General features: G+C 35.7%; 25 protein-coding genes. 20 read left to right on the top strand and 5 right to left on the bottom strand.

What is annotated here, in order from left to right:
• Positions 1-195: 195 nt before the first annotated feature.
• Positions 196-939, bottom strand: coding sequence for a GTP pyrophosphokinase (locus tag ACQCPR_RS15900; RefSeq protein WP_093495173.1), 744 nt, complete (start codon positions 937-939; stop codon positions 196-198).
• A 139-nt stretch (positions 940-1,078) separates the two neighbouring features.
• Complete coding sequence (locus tag ACQCPR_RS15895) at positions 1,079-1,333, bottom strand: phospholipase (protein ID WP_333474081.1); 255 nt, start codon at positions 1,331-1,333, stop codon at positions 1,079-1,081.
• A 92-nt stretch (positions 1,334-1,425) separates the two neighbouring features.
• Here ACQCPR_RS15895 and ACQCPR_RS15890 point away from each other — a divergent pair, with 92 nt between their 5' ends.
• Positions 1,426-2,160 carry a substrate-binding domain-containing protein gene (locus ACQCPR_RS15890; protein ID WP_427137509.1) on the top strand — a complete coding sequence of 245 codons (735 nt, stop codon included), beginning with the start codon at positions 1,426-1,428 and terminating at the stop codon, positions 2,158-2,160.
• A gap of 191 nt (positions 2,161-2,351) precedes the next feature.
• Here ACQCPR_RS15890 and ACQCPR_RS15885 read toward each other — a convergent pair whose 3' ends face one another.
• The 3 genes from ACQCPR_RS15885 to ACQCPR_RS15875 form a co-directional block, all read right to left on the bottom strand.
• Positions 2,352-2,810 carry a DUF523 domain-containing protein gene (locus ACQCPR_RS15885; RefSeq protein WP_427137508.1) on the bottom strand — a complete coding sequence of 153 codons (459 nt, stop codon included), beginning with the start codon at positions 2,808-2,810 and terminating at the stop codon, positions 2,352-2,354.
• Between the two features lie 79 nt (positions 2,811-2,889).
• Complete coding sequence (locus tag ACQCPR_RS15880) at positions 2,890-3,288, bottom strand: GNAT family N-acetyltransferase (protein ID WP_427138958.1); 399 nt, start codon at positions 3,286-3,288, stop codon at positions 2,890-2,892.
• A 148-nt stretch (positions 3,289-3,436) separates the two neighbouring features.
• Entirely contained in the window at positions 3,437-3,880 is a 444-nt protein-coding gene (locus ACQCPR_RS15875) for a hypothetical protein (protein ID WP_427137507.1), read from the bottom strand.
• Between the two features lie 309 nt (positions 3,881-4,189).
• Between ACQCPR_RS15875 and ACQCPR_RS15870 the strand changes: the two genes are divergently transcribed.
• From ACQCPR_RS15870 to ACQCPR_RS15780, 19 genes are all read left to right on the top strand, one after another.
• On the top strand, positions 4,190-4,531 hold the full coding sequence (locus tag ACQCPR_RS15870; protein WP_427137506.1) for a PadR family transcriptional regulator: 342 nt from the start codon (positions 4,190-4,192) through the stop codon (positions 4,529-4,531).
• The gene (locus ACQCPR_RS15865) at positions 4,503-5,597 is read left to right on the top strand and encodes a DUF2812 domain-containing protein (protein ID WP_427137505.1); all 1,095 of its coding nucleotides are present in this window, start codon (positions 4,503-4,505) and stop codon (positions 5,595-5,597) included. The genes ACQCPR_RS15870 and ACQCPR_RS15865 overlap by 29 nt, the downstream gene beginning before the upstream one ends.
• Before the next feature lie 206 nt (positions 5,598-5,803).
• The gene (locus tag ACQCPR_RS15860) at positions 5,804-6,385 is read left to right on the top strand and encodes a GGDEF domain-containing protein (protein ID WP_427137504.1); all 582 of its coding nucleotides are present in this window, start codon (positions 5,804-5,806) and stop codon (positions 6,383-6,385) included.
• Positions 6,386-6,848: 463 nt separating this feature from the next.
• On the top strand, positions 6,849-8,669 hold the full coding sequence (locus ACQCPR_RS15855; protein WP_427137503.1) for a BglG family transcription antiterminator: 1,821 nt from the start codon (positions 6,849-6,851) through the stop codon (positions 8,667-8,669).
• Between the two features lie 14 nt (positions 8,670-8,683).
• Positions 8,684-9,799, top strand: a complete 1,116-nt coding sequence (locus tag ACQCPR_RS15850; RefSeq protein ID WP_427137502.1) for an amidohydrolase/deacetylase family metallohydrolase — start codon at positions 8,684-8,686, stop codon at positions 9,797-9,799.
• The gene (locus tag ACQCPR_RS15845) at positions 9,796-10,137 is read left to right on the top strand and encodes a PRD domain-containing protein (RefSeq protein ID WP_269922290.1); all 342 of its coding nucleotides are present in this window, start codon (positions 9,796-9,798) and stop codon (positions 10,135-10,137) included. The genes ACQCPR_RS15850 and ACQCPR_RS15845 overlap by 4 nt, the downstream gene beginning before the upstream one ends.
• Positions 10,138-10,153: 16 nt before the next feature.
• A complete protein-coding gene (locus ACQCPR_RS15840; protein ID WP_427137501.1) occupies positions 10,154-10,513 on the top strand; it encodes an SFCGS family glycine-rich protein in 360 nt (119 codons plus the stop codon).
• Positions 10,514-10,517: 4 nt separating this feature from the next.
• Complete coding sequence (locus tag ACQCPR_RS15835) at positions 10,518-10,868, top strand: DUF4312 family protein (RefSeq protein ID WP_427137500.1); 351 nt, start codon at positions 10,518-10,520, stop codon at positions 10,866-10,868.
• Positions 10,869-10,883: 15 nt separating this feature from the next.
• On the top strand, positions 10,884-11,669 hold the full coding sequence (locus ACQCPR_RS15830; RefSeq protein ID WP_269922292.1) for a DUF4311 domain-containing protein: 786 nt from the start codon (positions 10,884-10,886) through the stop codon (positions 11,667-11,669).
• A complete protein-coding gene (locus ACQCPR_RS15825; RefSeq protein WP_090568187.1) occupies positions 11,670-12,329 on the top strand; it encodes a DUF4310 family protein in 660 nt (219 codons plus the stop codon).
• 10 nt (positions 12,330-12,339) lie between these two features.
• Complete coding sequence (locus ACQCPR_RS15820) at positions 12,340-13,449, top strand: DgaE family pyridoxal phosphate-dependent ammonia lyase (RefSeq protein WP_427137499.1); 1,110 nt, start codon at positions 12,340-12,342, stop codon at positions 13,447-13,449.
• Positions 13,449-14,168: a KDGP aldolase gene (locus ACQCPR_RS15815; protein WP_427137498.1), complete on the top strand. Its 720-nt coding sequence runs from the start codon at positions 13,449-13,451 to the stop codon at positions 14,166-14,168. The genes ACQCPR_RS15820 and ACQCPR_RS15815 overlap by 1 nt, the downstream gene beginning before the upstream one ends.
• A 259-nt stretch (positions 14,169-14,427) precedes the next feature.
• Positions 14,428-14,865: a GNAT family N-acetyltransferase gene (locus ACQCPR_RS15810; protein ID WP_269922295.1), complete on the top strand. Its 438-nt coding sequence runs from the start codon at positions 14,428-14,430 to the stop codon at positions 14,863-14,865.
• Between the two features lie 156 nt (positions 14,866-15,021).
• Positions 15,022-15,732 (top strand): TIGR02206 family membrane protein, encoded by a 711-nt coding sequence (locus ACQCPR_RS15805; protein WP_427137497.1) that lies wholly within the window; start codon positions 15,022-15,024, stop codon positions 15,730-15,732.
• Complete coding sequence (locus tag ACQCPR_RS15800) at positions 15,722-16,498, top strand: class I SAM-dependent methyltransferase (RefSeq protein ID WP_427137496.1); 777 nt, start codon at positions 15,722-15,724, stop codon at positions 16,496-16,498. The genes ACQCPR_RS15805 and ACQCPR_RS15800 overlap by 11 nt, the downstream gene beginning before the upstream one ends.
• 71 nt (positions 16,499-16,569) lie before the next feature.
• Complete coding sequence (locus ACQCPR_RS15795) at positions 16,570-17,355, top strand: SDR family oxidoreductase (RefSeq protein ID WP_340930600.1); 786 nt, start codon at positions 16,570-16,572, stop codon at positions 17,353-17,355.
• 127 nt (positions 17,356-17,482) lie between these two features.
• A complete protein-coding gene (locus ACQCPR_RS15790) occupies positions 17,483-17,944 on the top strand; it encodes a hypothetical protein (RefSeq protein WP_340930598.1) in 462 nt (153 codons plus the stop codon).
• A 334-nt stretch (positions 17,945-18,278) separates the two neighbouring features.
• The gene (locus ACQCPR_RS15785) at positions 18,279-18,410 is read left to right on the top strand and encodes a hypothetical protein (RefSeq protein WP_269922300.1); all 132 of its coding nucleotides are present in this window, start codon (positions 18,279-18,281) and stop codon (positions 18,408-18,410) included.
• Positions 18,411-18,426: 16 nt separating this feature from the next.
• Complete coding sequence (locus ACQCPR_RS15780; RefSeq protein WP_269922301.1) at positions 18,427-18,894, top strand: cytochrome c oxidase subunit II; 468 nt, start codon at positions 18,427-18,429, stop codon at positions 18,892-18,894.
• Positions 18,895-18,896 lie beyond the last annotated feature (2 nt).

Here is an 18,896-nt window from a genome sequence, read left to right as displayed (position 1 = left end):
ATTACCGAAAAAAGGGGATGCTGGTTGTGACATAGGTCACAACCAGCATCCCTAAAAATTTACATGGTAATAATATAACAACAAGTCTGTCCAAAGCACTTCGGAAAGCTTAAAAATAGGTTTTGAATGTAAAGGACGTGGTGTCTTTTTATCCGATTTTTTTATTGAAATTAATAATATTTTAAACTAGCCATTTTATTTAACTTTTTCTAGCATTTCTAAAAAAGCGGGAGGAATGGTTATTTGTTGGTTTGAATTGCTTAGTAACTTGGTTAACTCATCTACTTCGCTAATTTTATTTTCACCTTTAATTATTTTAACTTCATTATGCAATCTTTCCATTTTCTCATCTAGTGCAAATGCGGAATCTGCTGCTTCTTTCAACTCGATTAATAGTTGTTCTGGTACAAATTGGTCGTATTTATAAAAGATTTTATGTTCAAGGCTTGCCCAAAAGTCCATCGCAATAGTTCGTATTTGCACTTCTACTGTCACAATTTCCTTCCCGTCCGACATAAAAACAGGAGTTTCCAATAAAACATGTAAACTCTTATAGCCATTGCTTTTTGGGTTTTTGATATAGTCTTTTACTTTCAATACTTTTATATCACTTTGTTTTTCTAACATGTCAAACACCCGATAAATATCAGAAATAAAAGAACAAGTTATCCGCATGCCAGCAATGTCTTTCACATTTTCTCTGATGCTTTCTACTGAGATACCCTTACCTTTTCTATTAAGTTTTTTCAATATACTTTCTGGGGATTTCAATCTAGAATTTGTATGTTCTATTGGATTATACTCATGGATCATTAGAAATTCTTCGCGTAAAATTTCAATTTTTGTTTCAAGCTCATTTAATGCAAATTTATACAACAGCATCATTCGTGTCATTTTCTTTTTCATCTGCTGAAACTGTTCTACTTGCTCTTGATTCATCTATAAGGACTCCTTCAATAATATGCCTGTGAAAATAATAACAAATTTGTCCTTGCTAAACAAACTTATTGCTAAGTAAAACCAGCAAAAGGAATTATATTTGGGCTTGCTATCTTTAAAGATTACGAATTAAATTTCTCTAGTATCTAGAGTTTTTACAAGTAAAAGTTGTTTGCAATTTCATATAATTATAGAGCGTTCGAGCATGTCTACCCTTTTGAGTATTATTGTTTATTTTAGGATGTAGACGACGGAGAAATTCGCGATCACATTCACAACGATTATTTCCTCTTCTATAACAATCATCATGTGCTTTACAAGCTGCATCTACGTCATTTATCGGCGCACCAGGACCGCTACAACCGGGTCCACACCAATTATACCCGGGGAACACGCAAAAACGGGGCTTTCCATTTCCTCTACGTGCCAAATTAAAAACCTCCTTAGAATGTTTTATTACTTATAGTCTATTCGGTAGCTTTAATAATGTATAAACTCTTACCCATTCAAGAATGTCCGCTAGTTGGTGATAAGTGCCAACTAACAAAACAAGCAAGTGATGTAGAAGATCTAATTCAACAAGGGGTAGATTTAATCCTTATTAATCCAACAGATTCAGAAGCTGTAGTTCCAACAGTTGAAGCTGCAAATGCTGCTGATATTCCAGTTATTACAGTTGACCGCAGTTCTGAAGGTGGGGATGTAGTAGCTCATATTGCTTCTGATAATATTGCTGGAGGCGAACTAGCTGGAGAATATTTACTTGGGTTAGTTGGAGAAGGTGCACAAGTCGTTGAACTTGAGGGTATTGCAGGTTCTTCTGCTGCTCGTGATCGTGGTGAAGGATTTAACAATATTGCAAATGGTAAATTAGAAGTTGTTGCTAAACAAACAGCGAACTTTAATCGTGCAGAAGGTTTAACAGTTATGGAGAATATTTTGCAAGGTAACCCAGATGTAAAAGCAGTTTTTGCACATAATGATGAAATGGCTCTAGGTGCACTGGAAGCAATTGAAGCAGCTGGAAAAGATATTCTAGTAGTTGGTTTTGATGCTACAGGGGATGCAGTAAAATCAGTAGAAGACGGTAAACTTGCTGGTACAGTAGCTCAAAAACCAGATTTAATCGGTCAAAAAGCTGTAGAAGCAGCAATGAAATCACTAAAAGGTGAAAAAGTAGAAGCTTCTATTCCAGTCGAATTAGAATTAATCAAAAAATAATAAGCATTTTGGTTCCACATACAATAAAAACTAAACAAATAACTAGTATAAGAAATAGCGTCCATGACCGAAATATCGGTTATGGACGCTGTTTTAATAAGTGTAAAATATGCACTTAGTGTCAAAAACATTGTATAAAAAATTACTTTTGCTTCTAATAGTAATTCCCCTTTGCCATGTGAGTAGAATAACTAAAGGGAATTTTCAACAAATTGTTCTTCTGATATTACTTGTACTCCATTTCTTTTAAGTAAGGCAGAAGTAACTCCATTTCCAATAATTTTCTTCCCCTTAAATTCACCATTGTAAATCATTAAACTACCACAGGATGGGCTATTCTCTTTAAGAACAACTATCGTTGCATTTATCTTTTTAGCCTTTTCTAGAGTAGCATAAGCTCCTTTAATGTAAATTTCAGTAACATCTCTACCAGACTTCTCAATAACCTTAGCTTTTCCATCAAGTACGTCTTCGCCGTCTCCTCCTATTATTTCAGCAGGTTCTCTGGGAGTTGAAAATCCTCCCAGTAATTCTGGACATATTGTAATTGCTTTATTTTCTTCTACTAATTTACGTAACTTACTATTTAGACTGTGAGTTCCATTATATCTTACCTCTAACCCTGCTAAACAGGAGCTTACTAATATCATTAACTAACAACCCTTCAATATAATCTCATTCCTTAATAAAGGTATATCATTCATGGCAGTTGAATAAGCATAATACTTACTAACTTTCTAAAATACATTGGAAACGTTCCACACCTGGATACTTTTCTCCTAAACTCTTTATTTTAAATCCACAATTCTTATAAAAATTCACAGCCTCTTTATCGGTCTCAGCAAAAATACTAGTTAATGAATGTTTAACTTTTATAAAACTAATCATTTTACTTCCTATACCTTGTCCTCTATGGTTTGGAGAGACTGCAATATGTTTTATTTCACAACGTTTTAGACCTAAAAGCTCTATTCCTATACAACCGACAACTTCATCTTCAAAGTCATATCCATACAATGCTAGAACTGGAGATTGGATATATAATCCATATTCTCTCTCGATATTCCTTTCCGAGGCTGCGAAGGATAATAGTTTTCTCAAGTTAGGTTGAATAGGTGGTGATTTCATTTCTTTCACAAAGAACGCCCCTCCTGGCATTAACCTGCAGCTTATTTCAATAAGATAAAAGAACTCGTTAGTTTGAATATGATTATGAAAATATTGAAGTTACTATTCAAATCAATAAGAGAAGATGGAACCTCATAATAAACCGCAATTATTCTTCTAAAACTTCTAAATGTAATAAATCATTCTGGTCACTTTGTAATTCAGATGTATACCATCCTGATTGGATAATATCACTTTTATTACGAGCGAAATATTTGTATTCCACTTGTGGTTCACTACCAAATATTACGCCTATATAATACGGATTCGAGGATTCATAGCCGTCCTCACGGTGAGGCACTGTCCTATATTCCCACGTTTCCCCAGGGTACTGTTCTTCCAAATGCATCTGTATATAACCTAATTTTTTTTCGATTTGAATATCAATCCAATATGGACGTACAAAATAAAAGAGAACAAAGGACACCCAAAATAGAAGAGCGAATCCCTGAATAATTTTTCTCCATATTCCTTTGAAAATAAAAGAAACTAATAGAACAACTAGTAAAATTCCGCCGACTATCATCAATTCAATTAATTCTACTGGATGCAATGAATCCCCCCTTTTGAATCAGTTTGTTCTTCAACTAAACTCCTCCGTTTATTTAAGTGTAATCTTTAATAAACTTTTTAATATTTTAACATAAATATCCAGTTGAAGTGGAGTAATTAAATAAGATGTAATGTGGTTGTCAGCATGTCATTTTACAGCCCAGAACCTGGCTCTAAAACAACATTGTATTTTCTGGAAATGGACTTTTTAAATGGATTGAATAGTCAAAACTTTTTTGACAACTATACTGGAAAATAATACTATTGCGTTAAACGATATATCGTTTTGCATGATTAAGGAGGCTTTGCAGTGGAATATAACAGTGGTCCTATGACGGAAGCAATGTACTATGTGTTATTAGCACTAATGAATCCAAATGACAGATATAGTCTGATGAATGTAATAACAGAGATTTCACATGGAAGAGTGAATATGGGATCTGGAACACTTTATGGAGTTCTTGTGCGTATTCAAAAATCTGGTTTAATAACTCTATCGGAGGATGATGGTAGAAGAAAAAATTACATAATTACAAATGAAGGGAAAGAAGCTCTGCAGAGTGAATATAATCGGTTAGTAGCGTTAGTTAATGATGGAATAATTTTGAAAGAAGGTGATTTGAATGAAAGTACTAAAACTGAGACCAAGTAATTATTGGCGTATTGGTGAGCATGAGAGTTGGTTTACCGATATGGCCAAGGAAGGGTTGCATCTAAGAAAGGTCGGCTCAATATTTGTGCATTTTATTAAAGAGAAGCCTAAAGAGACGAGGTACAGGATAGTTGCAATACATAATAAAGAGATTACATTTGAGCAACAGCAAATGTATGCTGAAAGTGACTGGTCTTATGTTACAAGGTATGGAATGTTTAGTGTGTTTTCATCTCCAGTTGAGTTAAATGCCCCTGAATTACATACGGATCTTGAGGAACAAGCCTATACCCTCAAAGCTCTTGAAAAAACGATTGTTAGTAGTGCTTTACTGGCAACAATTATTACTTTAATACTAATTGGATTAATCTATTTTTTTTTATTTGTTAACTCCACACCTACTTTATTCTTCGTTGAAGGTGAAATTATTCAACCTCTGCCTTTATTTATAATTATTTATTTTACTTATAGCTTAATAAGTGCCGCAGTTGGAATACGTTCTTTAAGAAATAAACTAAAAGAAGGTAATGCAATTGATCATGCTGCTCCTTGGAAGAGGATGCGCAAGGTTAATTTATTGATATCAAATGTATTTATTGTTTTAGCTATTGTTACTGCAGCTATTCCATATATTCAGCTTGGCATGAAAGAGACTCTAGAACTACCTACAAATGATATTGATGTACCTATCGTGAGGCTTTCGGATATTGAACAGAGTACCGAAATGGTAAGAGAAAAAGCTTCTACGCGAGGGGATATTGATAGAGGCAATAGTTATACCTATAAATGGAGTATAATGGCTCCAACTCAATACGAAGCACGAGAGCATGGTATCGTCTATGGGGAAGAATGGAATGATGCTAGTGGTGTCTATTCGCCAAGTACTTATTCGAAGGTTTATAAAATCATTTTTCCATCTATGAGTGAAAACCTTGTAGATGATTTGATAGAGTGGCATGGTATGTTCGAAGGAAAAGAAAAGTTATTAAAGGTGGAACATAGTAGCTTTGATCATTTGATAATTAAAGAGGATATCATGGCTATGCAGAGATGGATATTCTTTTAAAAAATGTCGAGCAGCAAATTAGATTAATAGGAGAGTAATTCTTTTATAAATTACGATTCAAACTTGGAGGTATTTAGATTAATAATCGGCATAAATAAAAGCTCAAAACAAAAAACTATTGTATTATCTGTTAAAATTTTTTATCTAATTTTACTATTAAAATAAAGTAGGTTATAAACTGCAAAGAGGTGGTGAAAATAAAAACAATGAATAAGCAATTAGAAAATGAGATTACTATTCAAAAAAAAATGGTTGATGTCCTTTCGAAGTATGAGAGTGGAGAATTATTTAATAATGAATTGCCACAGCTGCCAAACTCCAAACATTTGACAGAGTATATGAAAGAAGTGCTAGGTGATTGTAGGGAAGATTTGCAAGTCGCACTTTGTATAATCGATCTTGACCATTTCAAAAGCTATAATGATTTTCACGGTTATATAGAAGGAAATCGTTGCTTACAACAAGTCACAAATTGTATCAAAACAATTTCAAGCGACAGACAAGGGTTACTTCTTCATGCTGATGGAGATGAATTTATTTGTTTTTTAACCGATATTAGTGCAGCAGATTTTGTTCAATTGGGAGAGACTTTAAGAAACGCCATTGAACAATTAAGCTTACTATTCTGTTGGGAGCAGCATTCTTTTCAAGTGACTATTAGTGTCGGTGGTGTTCATGGTTTAAGGAGCAGCTTTAAGGACGAAGCTGAAATGTTTTCTATAGCATATGAAGAGTTATATAAAGCCAAGTCTAATGGACGTAATAATGTGAAAATTAAATTCAAATGATGAAAGTTACTAGATTATATAGGAATCTAGTAACTTTTTTTTTCTCTAATACTAGGACAGGGATATTAGAAGAAGGTTAAATTAAATGGCTTGCTCAAACAGGTAGATGGGATTATGAAGGCCCGTTGAAAATAGAACTGCTTTTCTTTATTTTTCGGCACAATCCTATAAAAGATACAGAAAGAAGGAAGCCTTGCTCATCTGAGAAGGGCTTTCTTCTTACTAATTCATGAAGGAGTAGCAAAGCAACAATTTCTTTCCCCATCGGTAGGAAAAAAATTTGCCTTTATCTAAATTCAATGAAGGCTTAAGATTATAAGTACGAACAAATAGATCCAATTTTGTTTATTTTCTAATATTTTTAACGCAGGTTATTTTGATCATTTAAAGTGCCAGATTTTTGAATACCTCGGACACTCAGAGAATATGTAGAAAAGCCAAAGAACTAGAGGGTGGGATAAGAGTGCTAACCATAAGAGGATTTAGGTTATTAACAAAGCTTTTAGAAGCCAGTGGTCCTATATATCTGAAGGATTTATCTGAAGAGTTTAATGTAAGCACGAGGATGATTAAATACGAAATGGATGACGTGAAAAAATGGCTCTGTGAGCAAGGAGGAAAAGTATTTTCACAACCAAATAAAGGGATTTGGCTTGATTGTGACGAGGAAAAACGATTAGCAATTATTCATGCCTTACCGGAAGTTGAAAGAAATAATGTTTATCTGAACCAAGAGGCTAGAGTAGGAAAAATGATTTTGTATATGCTGGTGAACACTGGATATGTAACTGCGGCTACTTTTTCCGAACAACTAGATGTAAGTCGAAATACTTCATTAAATGATATTAAACAAATGGATGAATTGCTCCGACCATGGAATATAGAGTTAGAAAAAATGCGCGGGACTGGTTATAAGTTAATAGGGGAAGAACTTTCGCTAAGGCTGCTGTTTGAACATTTGATCCATGCTGATTTGACGAATAATGATGTATATAAAATTATGAGTCGAGTAACAAGACGAGATGATTTAAGTGGTGGGCTGCAAATGATTAAGGATATACTTCCAATTTATAAAACTATTGAAAAGCAAATGTCTGAGTTAATTTCTTCCACACCCAAACATGTACTCTATGAATCAGAGGTATTGAGAATATTATTCCGACTTACCATCTCGATTACTCGTATGAACGCCGGATTTACGATGAAAGATTATCGGATTTTAAATAAAGCAGATCACAATGATTTAACAGTTCAACTAATGGAGAAGGTGTGTCAACAAATGCAGTATCCTTTGTTTGAAGAGGAATACCGCTATGTGTCGGGTGAAAGTGATAATGATCTCAATCAAATTGACATACTAAAGGTGACAAAAGAAATAATTCAGTATGTGAGTGAAATACAAGGTATTCACTATCATAAGGATCCAAAATTATTTAATAATCTGTTTGCTCATCTTTCTCAGCGTTTCCAAAAAGGTGAAATCAATTTTACAGAGATTAATCCTTTTACGAAAGAGTTAAAGAGAGAATATTCAGCTCTATTCACAACCATACAGAGTGCGTGCCAATTGTACCTTACACCTCAAAAAATTTCAGCGCCTGATTCATTTATATCATTAATAGTCCTCCATTTCATCGTCTCTTTTGAAAAGAAATTTGATCAAAAAGGTAAAATTCGTACTTTATATGTTTGCTCTACTGGAAAAGGTGTTGCACGCCTTATTAAAAATCGTGTTGAAAGAGAAATTTACGATATCGAAATTGTTAAAAATTGCTCGATTATGGAAGTAGATGAAATTTGCATACAAGAGGAGGTCGATTTCATTATTAGTGTCTTTCCGATTGAAACAGATCTTCCGTTAGTAATCGTAGATTCCCTGCCAAGTAAGAGGGATATTGAAAACATTAAAAGTAAAGTGAAGGAATTACTTCGTTTTAAAAATTTTCAATTCAATAACTTGCTAGAAAGTACTGAGGAGAAAATTAGTGATAAAGATAATGAATTTATCAGTCAAGAAATTATCTTAAAAGGATTTGAGGTTAACCAAGAAATTCAGTTAGCTTTTATAAACGAGATAAGTGAGTCAAAGAAGCAGGCACTCATGCTGCATATTTCTTTAATGGTCCATCGCTACTATTTCGATAAACAATACGATAACTATTCCTATTCAATAAACAACTCTTATGACGTAGAGAATATTAAAACGATAAAAAAAATTTTAGATACACACGAATTACAGGTTCACGAAGCAGAGATTTATGCAATACTACATTATTTAAAATAGCTGGAGGTGTTCTTGTGCTAGAAGAAATCATCATAAAAAATGGTATTGTCATAGATCCAGAACAAGACACAATTGAAGTGAAAGAAATTGGTGTACGAGACGGGTTATTAGTAGCACCTCAAGATATAAGTCCTTCAAATGTAAAATATATCGATGCTGAAGGCTGCTATGTTTCTCCTGGTTTCATCGATATGCATGTGCATATCTTTACAGAACACACAGAACTAGGGATTGAGGCAGATCTTGTTGGTATTGAGCAAGGAGTTACAACAGTAGTGGACGCTGGGAGTTCCGGGTATTCAGATTACTCGACTTTTAAGGAAAAAGTGATTAAACCGAGTCGAACGGAAGTTCTTTCATTTCTTAATATATCACGAAAAGGCTTAACTAACGGCTTATCTGAACTTGCCAATCTGGAAGATTTAATGAGTTTAGGAGAAGCGAAAGAGATTTTTGAAAAGGAACCAAGCATCGTGGGGTTGAAAGCACGTATGAGTGGGAGTGTTGTTAAAAACAGAGGCATTAAACCTCTTGAACACGCTCGTATGGTAGCAGATCATATAAACGTTCCCATTATGGTCCATATCGGAAACCCACCTCCAAATTTGGAAGAAATCTTTCCTCTTTTACGTAGAGGAGACATTGTGACGCATGCATTTCATGGGAAAAAATATGGAATTTTAAATGCAGAAGGTTTACTGATCCCAGAAGCGATGGAGGCTTTAAAGAAAGGCGTATTATTTGATATTGGACATGGCACCGATAGCTTCAGCTATGAAACTTTGATGAAGTTTAGAGATAAATACGATGATTCGTTTACAACCAGTACTGATATCTATCTTAAAAACTATCAAAACCCTGTTGGTAGCCTGATGAATACAATGTCCAAGTTGTTGGAATTAGGGATTCCCTTAATGGAAGTTGTGAAAACGGTTACATCTAGAGCTGCAAAGTCTCTAAGCTCAAGTGATATAGGGACGTTAGCTTTAGGGACGACAGCCGATATCACGATATTTAAAAAGATAGAACAACGAACGATATTAACTGACTCTATGGGAGTAGAACTAGAGGCGAGTCAAATACTCAAACCACATATGGTACTGAAAGATGGGAAGGTTGTACAACTATGAATACACAAAATTCAAAAGAGCAAGAGATAATCAGTAAAAGCGGGAATCCAGATTTATGCATAGACGTTTTAAGCTATTCAAAAGATTTTTTAGAGTCTAAAAAAGTTCTCATGACAGTACCTCAATGGCTTTCATTTGTTTCACATATTTCTGGAATGGTTTATCGCTCAACGAATGAAGAACCAATTCAGTCGGTGGAAAAAGAAATATTTAATGAAGTCTCGTCAGAGTCTATTGAGATGGCAAGTGAAATTTGTAAGCAACTTAGTAATTTGCATGAAGATGAAAAATATCTTTTATCAATTCACTTTGAAGCTGCAAAACTAAATGAAGAATAAATAGGAGGAATGTGTGATGAGCAAAGTTATTGTTGTGATTGGTGATCGATTAGGAAAAGGGCAAAATGTTGGGAAAGGCGTAGAGGCAGCTGGGGGCACTGCTATCGTTATTAGTGGAATGGCTGCTGATATGAAACTAGGTGACAAGATGAAGGAAGAGAATGCAGATTTGGGCATTTCTTTTTGTGGCAGTGGAGGAGCAGGAGCTATTACAGCACAGTCAAAGTATGGTTACCCAGCACAATACGGTATGCGTTCCATTGAAGAGGGGTTAACAGCTCTTAGGGAAGGTAAAAGAGTACTTGGTTTTGGGTTTAATGACTCTGAAGAGTTAGGAAGAAGACTAACAGAAGAGTTACTAAAAATAAGGGGGTAATTTTATGAAAAATGTTATTGAAACAAAAGTACGTACCGAGGGCAAAGGTGATTCGAAAGAAAAAGCACTGAACATTGCCCTAGGCAATATTCAGAAAAAAGTTATGAAAGATTATAAGGGAAATATGATTATTCGGATTGAGCCTATTGACGTCGATGTTGTAGAGGCCAAAGAGTTTTCGTATATAGAACGCTTTTTGTTCTTCTTTTTTCCACGAAAAAGAAGCAAATACAGTGTTGTACTAGATGTAAAGATAAATTTATTTCTTTTGAATATAGAGGAAATCAATTTCAACAAGGTGGAACAAAAAAATAATATAAAAAGTCACGCAATGGGAAGTCTTTTTCCAAAATAAAAGGAGGAATGAATAGTGGAATTACTAGTGATTATCATTAAGTCAATCATCATTGGAGGATTTGTTGGCTTTGGTGTTGGGGCTGGTGCAGCTCGGATGTTTCATGCTCCAAGTTCACAAGGTATGGGCGCATTTCGGACTCTGGGAGAGCTAAATGCATGTGCGGGGGATGCTGCGTCACATTTTTCTTTTGGTTTAGGATTCTTTTTTAATGCTTGGGCATCTTCTGTTGGTGCTGGTGCATTCACGCAGGATGTGGATCATCGAATCATACCAAACTGGGCAGCTGCAGTATTAATGAGAAAAGGAAAACGTCCAGAAGATACATTGCATAATCCGAAGAAGATGGCAATTACGGGAGCTATTATCGGGATACTCGTTGTTGCATTCTTAAATTCAACGGCATCGGCAATTCCTGAATCACTGCAAGCAATTGCACTAAAAGTATTAGTACCAGCGGCGAACTTGCTCATCAATCCTGTAATGCCAGTTATCTTCTGGTTAGCAGCTTTGGATTCTGGCAAACGCTCTGGAATCTGGGGAACAATTTTCGGTGGAGCAGCACATTTGGTCATGGGAAATGCAGTTCCAGGTGTTGTTTTAGGGATATTAATAGGTAAAGGTGTAGATGACGGCGGTTGGAACAAGATTACGAAAACGCTATTGGTTTCTGTAATTTTACTGTTTGTATTAAGTGGGTTTTTCCGAGGATTTGATATTGCTTTTCTCCAAGGATTTAATTTAGAAGCACCTGAATGGTTGATCGATTTACACAAATTAATCGGATATGAGGTGAAGTAAATGGGTGGGAACAATGAAATTAATATGAAGAGTTTTTGGTATGCAGATTGGTCATTTCCACTTTTGGTAGCCCTATTGTCTTCAGGAGTATTTGCTGGTACACATATGTACTATGTATATAAAATTGGGGCATTTAATGATGTGGCAATTGTTGCGATGCTTGAAGTAGGTCTGCAAGGAGGGGGCTATGGAGTTGCAGCAGCATTTGGAGCTAGTTTTCTATTTGCACGTATTCTAGAGGGTTCTCTTGTCGGGATTTTAGATATTGGAGGAGCTATCCAAACGGGAATAGGAATTGGAATACCAGCTCTACTTCTAGCTTCAGGGATCACTGCACCACTTGAAAACTTCACACTATCTTTACTTACTGGAGCAGTTTTAGGACTTGCAATTGGTTATACAGTCATAGTAATTCGTAAATTTACAGTGGGGCAATCTAATTCCACTTTTGGTGCAGACGTCATGATGGGGGCGGGGAATGCATCGGGTAGGTTCTTAGGGCCTTTGATCATCATTTCCGCAGCATCGGCGTCAATTCCAATCGGAGTTGGAGCTATTGTTGGAGCCGCAATTTTTTATGCTGGAAAAAAACCAATTGTAGGTGGTGCAATAATAGGAGCAATGCTTTTAGGTGCATTTTTCCCAATTTCATTAGACTGAGGTGAAAAAGATGGATATTTTTACACGATTAGGTTTAAAGCAGGTGATTAATGCGAGTGGAAAAATGACGGCTCTCGGAGCATCAGCTGTGAGTGAGGAAGTTGCGCAAACATTGAAAGAGGCCTCGCAGAATTATGTAGATATCGATGAAATTATGGAACTAACAGGGACAGTGATTGCTGAAGTAACAGGGGCTGAGGATGGCTGTCCAACAAGTGGTGCAGCAGCAGGAATAGCGATTAGTGTTGCATCAGTGATTGCCGGTACTAATCTGACACATATTGAAAGATTACCATATTCAGATGGATTGAAAAATCAAGTGATTGTTCAAAAAGGACAGCAAATTCATTTTGGAGCAAGCATTGCACAAATGATCAGTTTAGGTGGAGGCAAAGTAGTAGAAGTAGGTCAAGCAAACAAAGTAGAAGCAGAACATATCGAAGAAGCCATTAATGAACATACGGCCGCACTTATGTATATTAAGTCTCATCACGCTATTCAAAAAGGTATGCAGTCAATTGAAAAAATGATTGAGATTGCAAAAAAGTATCAAATTCCTTTTATTATGGATGCTGCTGCGGAAGAAGATTTTCAGAAGTATATTGCGATGGGTGCAGACATCGTTATATACAGTGGTGGTAAAGCATTAGAAGGCCCAACATCGGGGTTTATTTGCGGTAAAAAAGTATTAATGGAAGCATGTAGGAAGCAATATCAGGGGATTGGACGTCCCATGAAGATTGGAAAAGAAGGAATGGCCGGTTTGATGGTGGCGTTGAAACAGTATTCTCACAAAGGTGAAAATATCGAGCTTCAAATTAGTAGAATGAAATTACTTTGTGAAGATTTAAATGGGGTTCCTGGTTTAACGTGCATGATTAAACAGGATGAGGCAGGACGAGAAATTTACCGGGCAAATATCGAGGTGAACAGTAAGGAAGCAGGCATGGACGCAGCTGAATTACTGCATGCTCTAGAATCAGGAAACCCAGCCATCTATTTACGCCATCACTATGTGAATATAGGAATATTATCAGTTGATCCGAGACCTTTACTTAAAGGACAAGAAGAAACTATTGCAGAGAAGATTAGACTAATATTAGCTCGAGGAGTGATATAATGCCATTTAAACATCGTGTTATTTTTAATGTATTGGCGAAGGATTTAAAAAATGCAAAGGAACTAGTGCAAATTGCTGGAGACCGTGTATTAGTCGGAGTGATGGTCAAGAACTTCCCGACAGAAGAGGCTGCTATCCAATTAGTAAAAGAATTCAAAGGAAATAATATCCCAGTATCGGTTGGGTTGGGTGCAGGAGAACCAGCGATGTGGAAAAAAGTGGCCGAAGTGTCTGTAGCAACCCTACCGGATCACATCAACCAAGTGTTCCCTGCATCGGGTTATACGCTTGGAAGATTGGAAAAAACTACAGAAAATGTTCCTCTGATCAACTCCATGATTGAGCCAACTGGCACTCCTGGGCAAGTATATATTTCCACAGGTCCATTGAGTTCTGCTCACCGCGAGAAGGTTACTTGTGAACTAGCCGCAACGATGATTGCTGAAATGGGGATTCCGTCCATTAAGTTTTATCCGATCGAAGGAGTAAAGTGTCTCGATGAATTAGCAGAAATGACGCAGGCTGCATCAAAAGCAGGTATTAAAATCATTGAGCCAACAGGTGGAATTGACTTAAGTAATGTCCATGAAATTGTACAAATATGTCTAGAAAACGGTGCGGAACTTGTCATCCCACACCTTTACTCATCCCTTATTGACAAAGAATCTGGTGAAACTAAATCATCAGCGATGAAACAATTAGTGGAGCTAGAGTGGTAAAGATTTCTGGATAAGTGTTTGCGTAAGGAAATGTCTGGTGATGAAATTAACATACGGCCGTTGCTTGGCATAGGTACTGATGAAGTATCAAAGAGTGCTTCCCAATATTGATGTCCGTAACTCGTCAATTGAAGAAAAGGGATATTGAACTGCTTGCAACAAGAGTGATTCAACTGGAAACTTTCGAAATTTAATTTTTAACAAAATCTAGTTAATAAATGGTAAAATACAATAAAAATTAAATAAAGGAAGATAAAATATGTGCATTCAAAGAGCTACATTAAATGAGCTTGATTCACTGACGGAACTTTTTGATTTATATAGATTGTTCTATAAACAAGAATCGAATCTTGAAGGTGCGAGAGCTTTTTTAAAAGAAAGATTAGTAAAAGAAGAATCAGTAGTTTTCATAGCCTATGATGAGAATAGTCCAGTTGGTTTTGTACAGTTATATCCATCATTTTCTTCCGTAAGTATGAAACAATCATGGATCTTAAATGATTTATATGTGAAAAAGAGTGCACGCAATAATGGATTTGCAGAAAAATTAATAAAAATGGTCATTAATTTTGCAGAGGAAACAGATGCAAAAGGAATTTTACTTGAGACCGGTAAGGAAAACATTCCAGCACAAAGACTTTACGAAAAAATTGGTTTTATAAGAGATTCAAATTACTATTACTATTTCTCAGTTTAGCAAATTACTTAATGGGCCAAAAATGTGAAAAATATATTCAAATGATGAAAGCTACTTGGGGGTGAAACCAGTAGCTTTTTTATATTTTTTTCAAAGGAAATTCAAAAGCTTGTGCCGAATATAATAGAGTAGATTAAGAGTGGGGGGAGACAGAAAATGGATTCTGCATTTGAAATGTTTTCAGCTGTTCATATAACTTCAATGATTACCTTGTGTTTTCTAATCCTTCTTTTATTTTATAATAGGAATAGATGGACTATTCAACAACAGAAAGTCCAATTCATGGAACGATTTTTCGCTCTTACTTTATTCATAATAGATGGTTGTTATTATATATGGCTTGTTCAAACAGGAAGATGGGATTGGGGTAACTCATTACCATTAGAACTATGCAGTATTAGTCTGATCATAACAATTGTTTTGCTTTGGACTGGAAAAAAGAAGCTTTATTCATTTGTTTTTTTCGCTGGTATTGGAGGAGCAATCCAGGCAGTTGCTACACCTGTTTTGGATTTAAACTTTCCACATTTCAGGTTTTTCCATTTTTTCTATACGCATTTTGGAATCATTTTAACCGCGCTTTATTTTACTTGGGTGAGAGGTTACAAGCCAACCTTTAAAGGCGTTATCCAGACAATGATTACGTTAAATGTATTGCTACCATTCCTATTTTTTATAAACTTTTTAGTGGAAGGCAATTATATGTTTTTACAGGAAAAGCCAAGAGGTGGAAGTTTGATGGATTTTTTAGGGCCCTATCCATGGTATATTTTATCACTAGAATTAGTGGCGTTTATTGTATTTAGCTGTTTATGGCTTTTGTTTAAGGAGCGTAACAAGCAAGGGGAGGGTGTAAATGTTAAATAATCCAACGACCTTTTCTGAATGGTTAACACCACATTCCATAGAATGGTATCAACAGCTCTCAGAGTTACAGCGCATTTATAAATATACTTGGAATTCCACCATTACTAAGCCCAGTGGAGAGTCTATTTTTGATGAAGAAGTGTCAAAAATGATAAAAAACAAAAAAGTTCTAGATGTTGGTTGTGGACATGGTGATTTTACTAAATTCTGTAGCTCGATTGCTAAACAGATTGTAGGGTTTGATGTAACTGAAAATTTCTTAGAAGTTGCTAAGGTGAATGAAAAGTCGAACCTTACATTCATTGTTGGAAATAGCAAACAAGGATTACCTTTTGAGAAAAATGAGTTTGAATGTGCATACACTCGAAAGGGACCTACATCTGCTTATCCAGCCCTTACAGAAGTAGTGATTAAGGGAGGATCAATTCTTGGACTTCATCCAGGTGATGGAGCAGCAAAAGAACTACCTCTAATTTTTCCAAATCTATTTGACTACTCTTTTGGTACACCAATACTAAATAAAATAAATAAACAATTGGAGATTAGTAGCTTCACTTCCATTGAACTGGAGCATGTAACAAGTATAGAATATTTGCATTCTCCTATCGATGTATTAAAGTTACGTTGCTTTGGTCAAAAGACATCTATTTACGAAAGGTTAAAGGAAGAGGATTTATCAAAGGTAACTAAAATATTTGATGAAAATAGTACAGAGCAAGGCCTAGCTGTAACCAATTCTTTCTATATCATTCGTTTAATTGTTTAGACGAATCGAGTGTTTTATATATTTCTGGTAGGGAACAGAAAATAGAAGACACTTAAGTAGGAGGAATAATTATGAGCAAAACTATTTTTATTACTGGTGCTGGAAGCGGACTTGGAAGAGGTGCAGCAATTGGACTTGCTAAGAAGGGTCATCGTTTAATCGCTACAACAGAAAACACTTCTCAAAAAACAGACCTATTACGAGAGGCCAATGAATTAGGGTTAAAGATGGAAATATTCAAGATGGATATTACGAACGAACGTGACCGTGCACAAATGGAAGATTATGATTTTGATATATTTGTTGCAAATGCAGCTATCAATGAAGGTGGACCGTTAGGAGAAGTACCGATGGATCGATTTCGTGCATTGTTTGAGGTGAACGTTTTTGCTACGTTAGAAACTGTACAAATTGCTGCCAAAAAATTCGTAAGGCAGGGCAGTGGGAAGATTGTATTTATGAGTTCCATTGCAGGTGTATCAGCAACACCATATGTAGGTCCATACACTGCTACAAAGCATGCAATCGAAGGAATTGCCAAGACCCTACAAAAAGAGTTGAAAGAGTTTGGAGTGCAAGTGGCAACGATTAACCCAGGACCATATAATACAGGGTTCAATGATAGAAGTGCAGAAGAAAAATATAAATGGTACAATGAAGACAGTAATTTTACTAACAAGGAAGATATGCAAAAACAAGAAGCGCAATTAGAAGACCAATTTGATCCTGAAGATATGATTGAAAAAATGATAGATATCATACCAGCAGAACATCATAAATTTCGCACTATGCATCCAGAAGAAACTGAACAGCAAGCCAAGAAAGCTCAACAAGAATGCTGGGATATGGAAATTTAGTATCTTTCATATAGGAGGTAGAGCTAACCAATACATCGGTGCTCTACTTTTTTTATGTAAATAGGTTAAGACGTTTAGGTAATTGGGTTTAAAAAGAGTTTAATACATAAAGAAGAGAGGTTACGATATGAACTTATTTAAAAAATCGGGTTGGAGCAAAGTTATTCTAGTAACGTTAAGTATTATTATGCTTGGAGCCTGTTCGGATGAGGAAACACCAAAAGAAACAGATACGCCAGGTAAACAATTAGCGATCATAAAGAATTATGAACTTTCTACCAGAAATCTTGTTTTGGATGAGGTTGAATGGATAGAGGAATCGGACAAAGATAGGATTAAGGAGTTAGGGCTGGACGTGGAGAAGGACTTACCAACTGGTTTTGTGATGTATAATGAAACAAAAGAAGAATCTACTATGAAAATAGCCGAGGATGCAGAGTTCTTACTTGTTAATCAAGAGAATCCCTCGGAGCCTAGAGTAGTGGAGGAGAAGGAATTTATCACCTACTTACTTGGTGTCAAAGGACCTTATTATGTGACAGTTGAAGATGATGTAGTAGTGAAAGTTGAAGAGAAATATATGCCATAATGGCGGAAAAGCACTCGAGTTACTGTTTAGAAACAGTAACTTGAGTGCTTTTTTGTTGCGAGTATATAGACGTTAGGGATATGGGCTATTTTTTGATTTTATGGGCAGTGGTAATAGTTTTATGGGTTATATTGGTGACTTTATGGGCGATACCGTGATTTTTTGGTGGATAACAGCAGTTTAAGGGCTAATTCCACAGTTTTATGGGCTATCTCCGGATTAATATAAAAAACATCGTGTTCAAAATCACAGCTACAAGTGATTTAGAACACTTTTTAGTATGTGCTTTATTACTAGAATAGAAGTAAGAAGAAATACAAGGAGGACGAAATAGATGGGATTCAAAAATGTAAAAAAACAGAAGGAATCTTATAGTGGAGCATTATTTGCCTCTCTCGTTTTTGTTGGAGTACCGATTATTTTATGTATCGTTCTACTACTAGTTTTATATATGAATCGAGTTTGAAAGGAGGAGAAACAGTATGAAAATGCATCGCGCAGAAGAGGTTTGGCTAATTATCGGAGTAGCAATTTTAGTTATTTCGATGGCAATCACCGGATATCAAGCTTTCGCTTTGGATATGGGGACACCTAGTGGGCTAGAGACAATAGATCCACAGAAAGTTGATGAAACAGCACCTTTTGATAAGCCTGGTGTTTATAAAACGGGAGACAATGAATATGAGGTCGTTATGACCCTACAAATATTCTCTTTCACTCCAATGGATATCGAAATTCCAGCAGGAGCAAAAGTAACTTTTGTCATGACATCTAAGGATGTTGTACATGGTTTCCAAGTGGCAGGCACTAACTTAAATGCAATGGTAACACCAGGGCATATCCAAAGGGCAACACAAAAATTTGATGAAGCCGGTGAATATTTAGTTTTATGTAATGAGTATTGTGGGGCGGGACATCAGATGATGAGTACTACAATCACAGTTAAATAGAG

The organism is Psychrobacillus psychrodurans (assembly GCF_050209195.1).
GTDB classification, from domain to species: domain Bacteria; phylum Bacillota; class Bacilli; order Bacillales_A; family Planococcaceae; genus Psychrobacillus; species Psychrobacillus psychrodurans.
The sequence above is the reverse complement of the archived record's forward strand: the minus strand, read 5'-3'. Positions and strand labels throughout refer to the sequence as shown.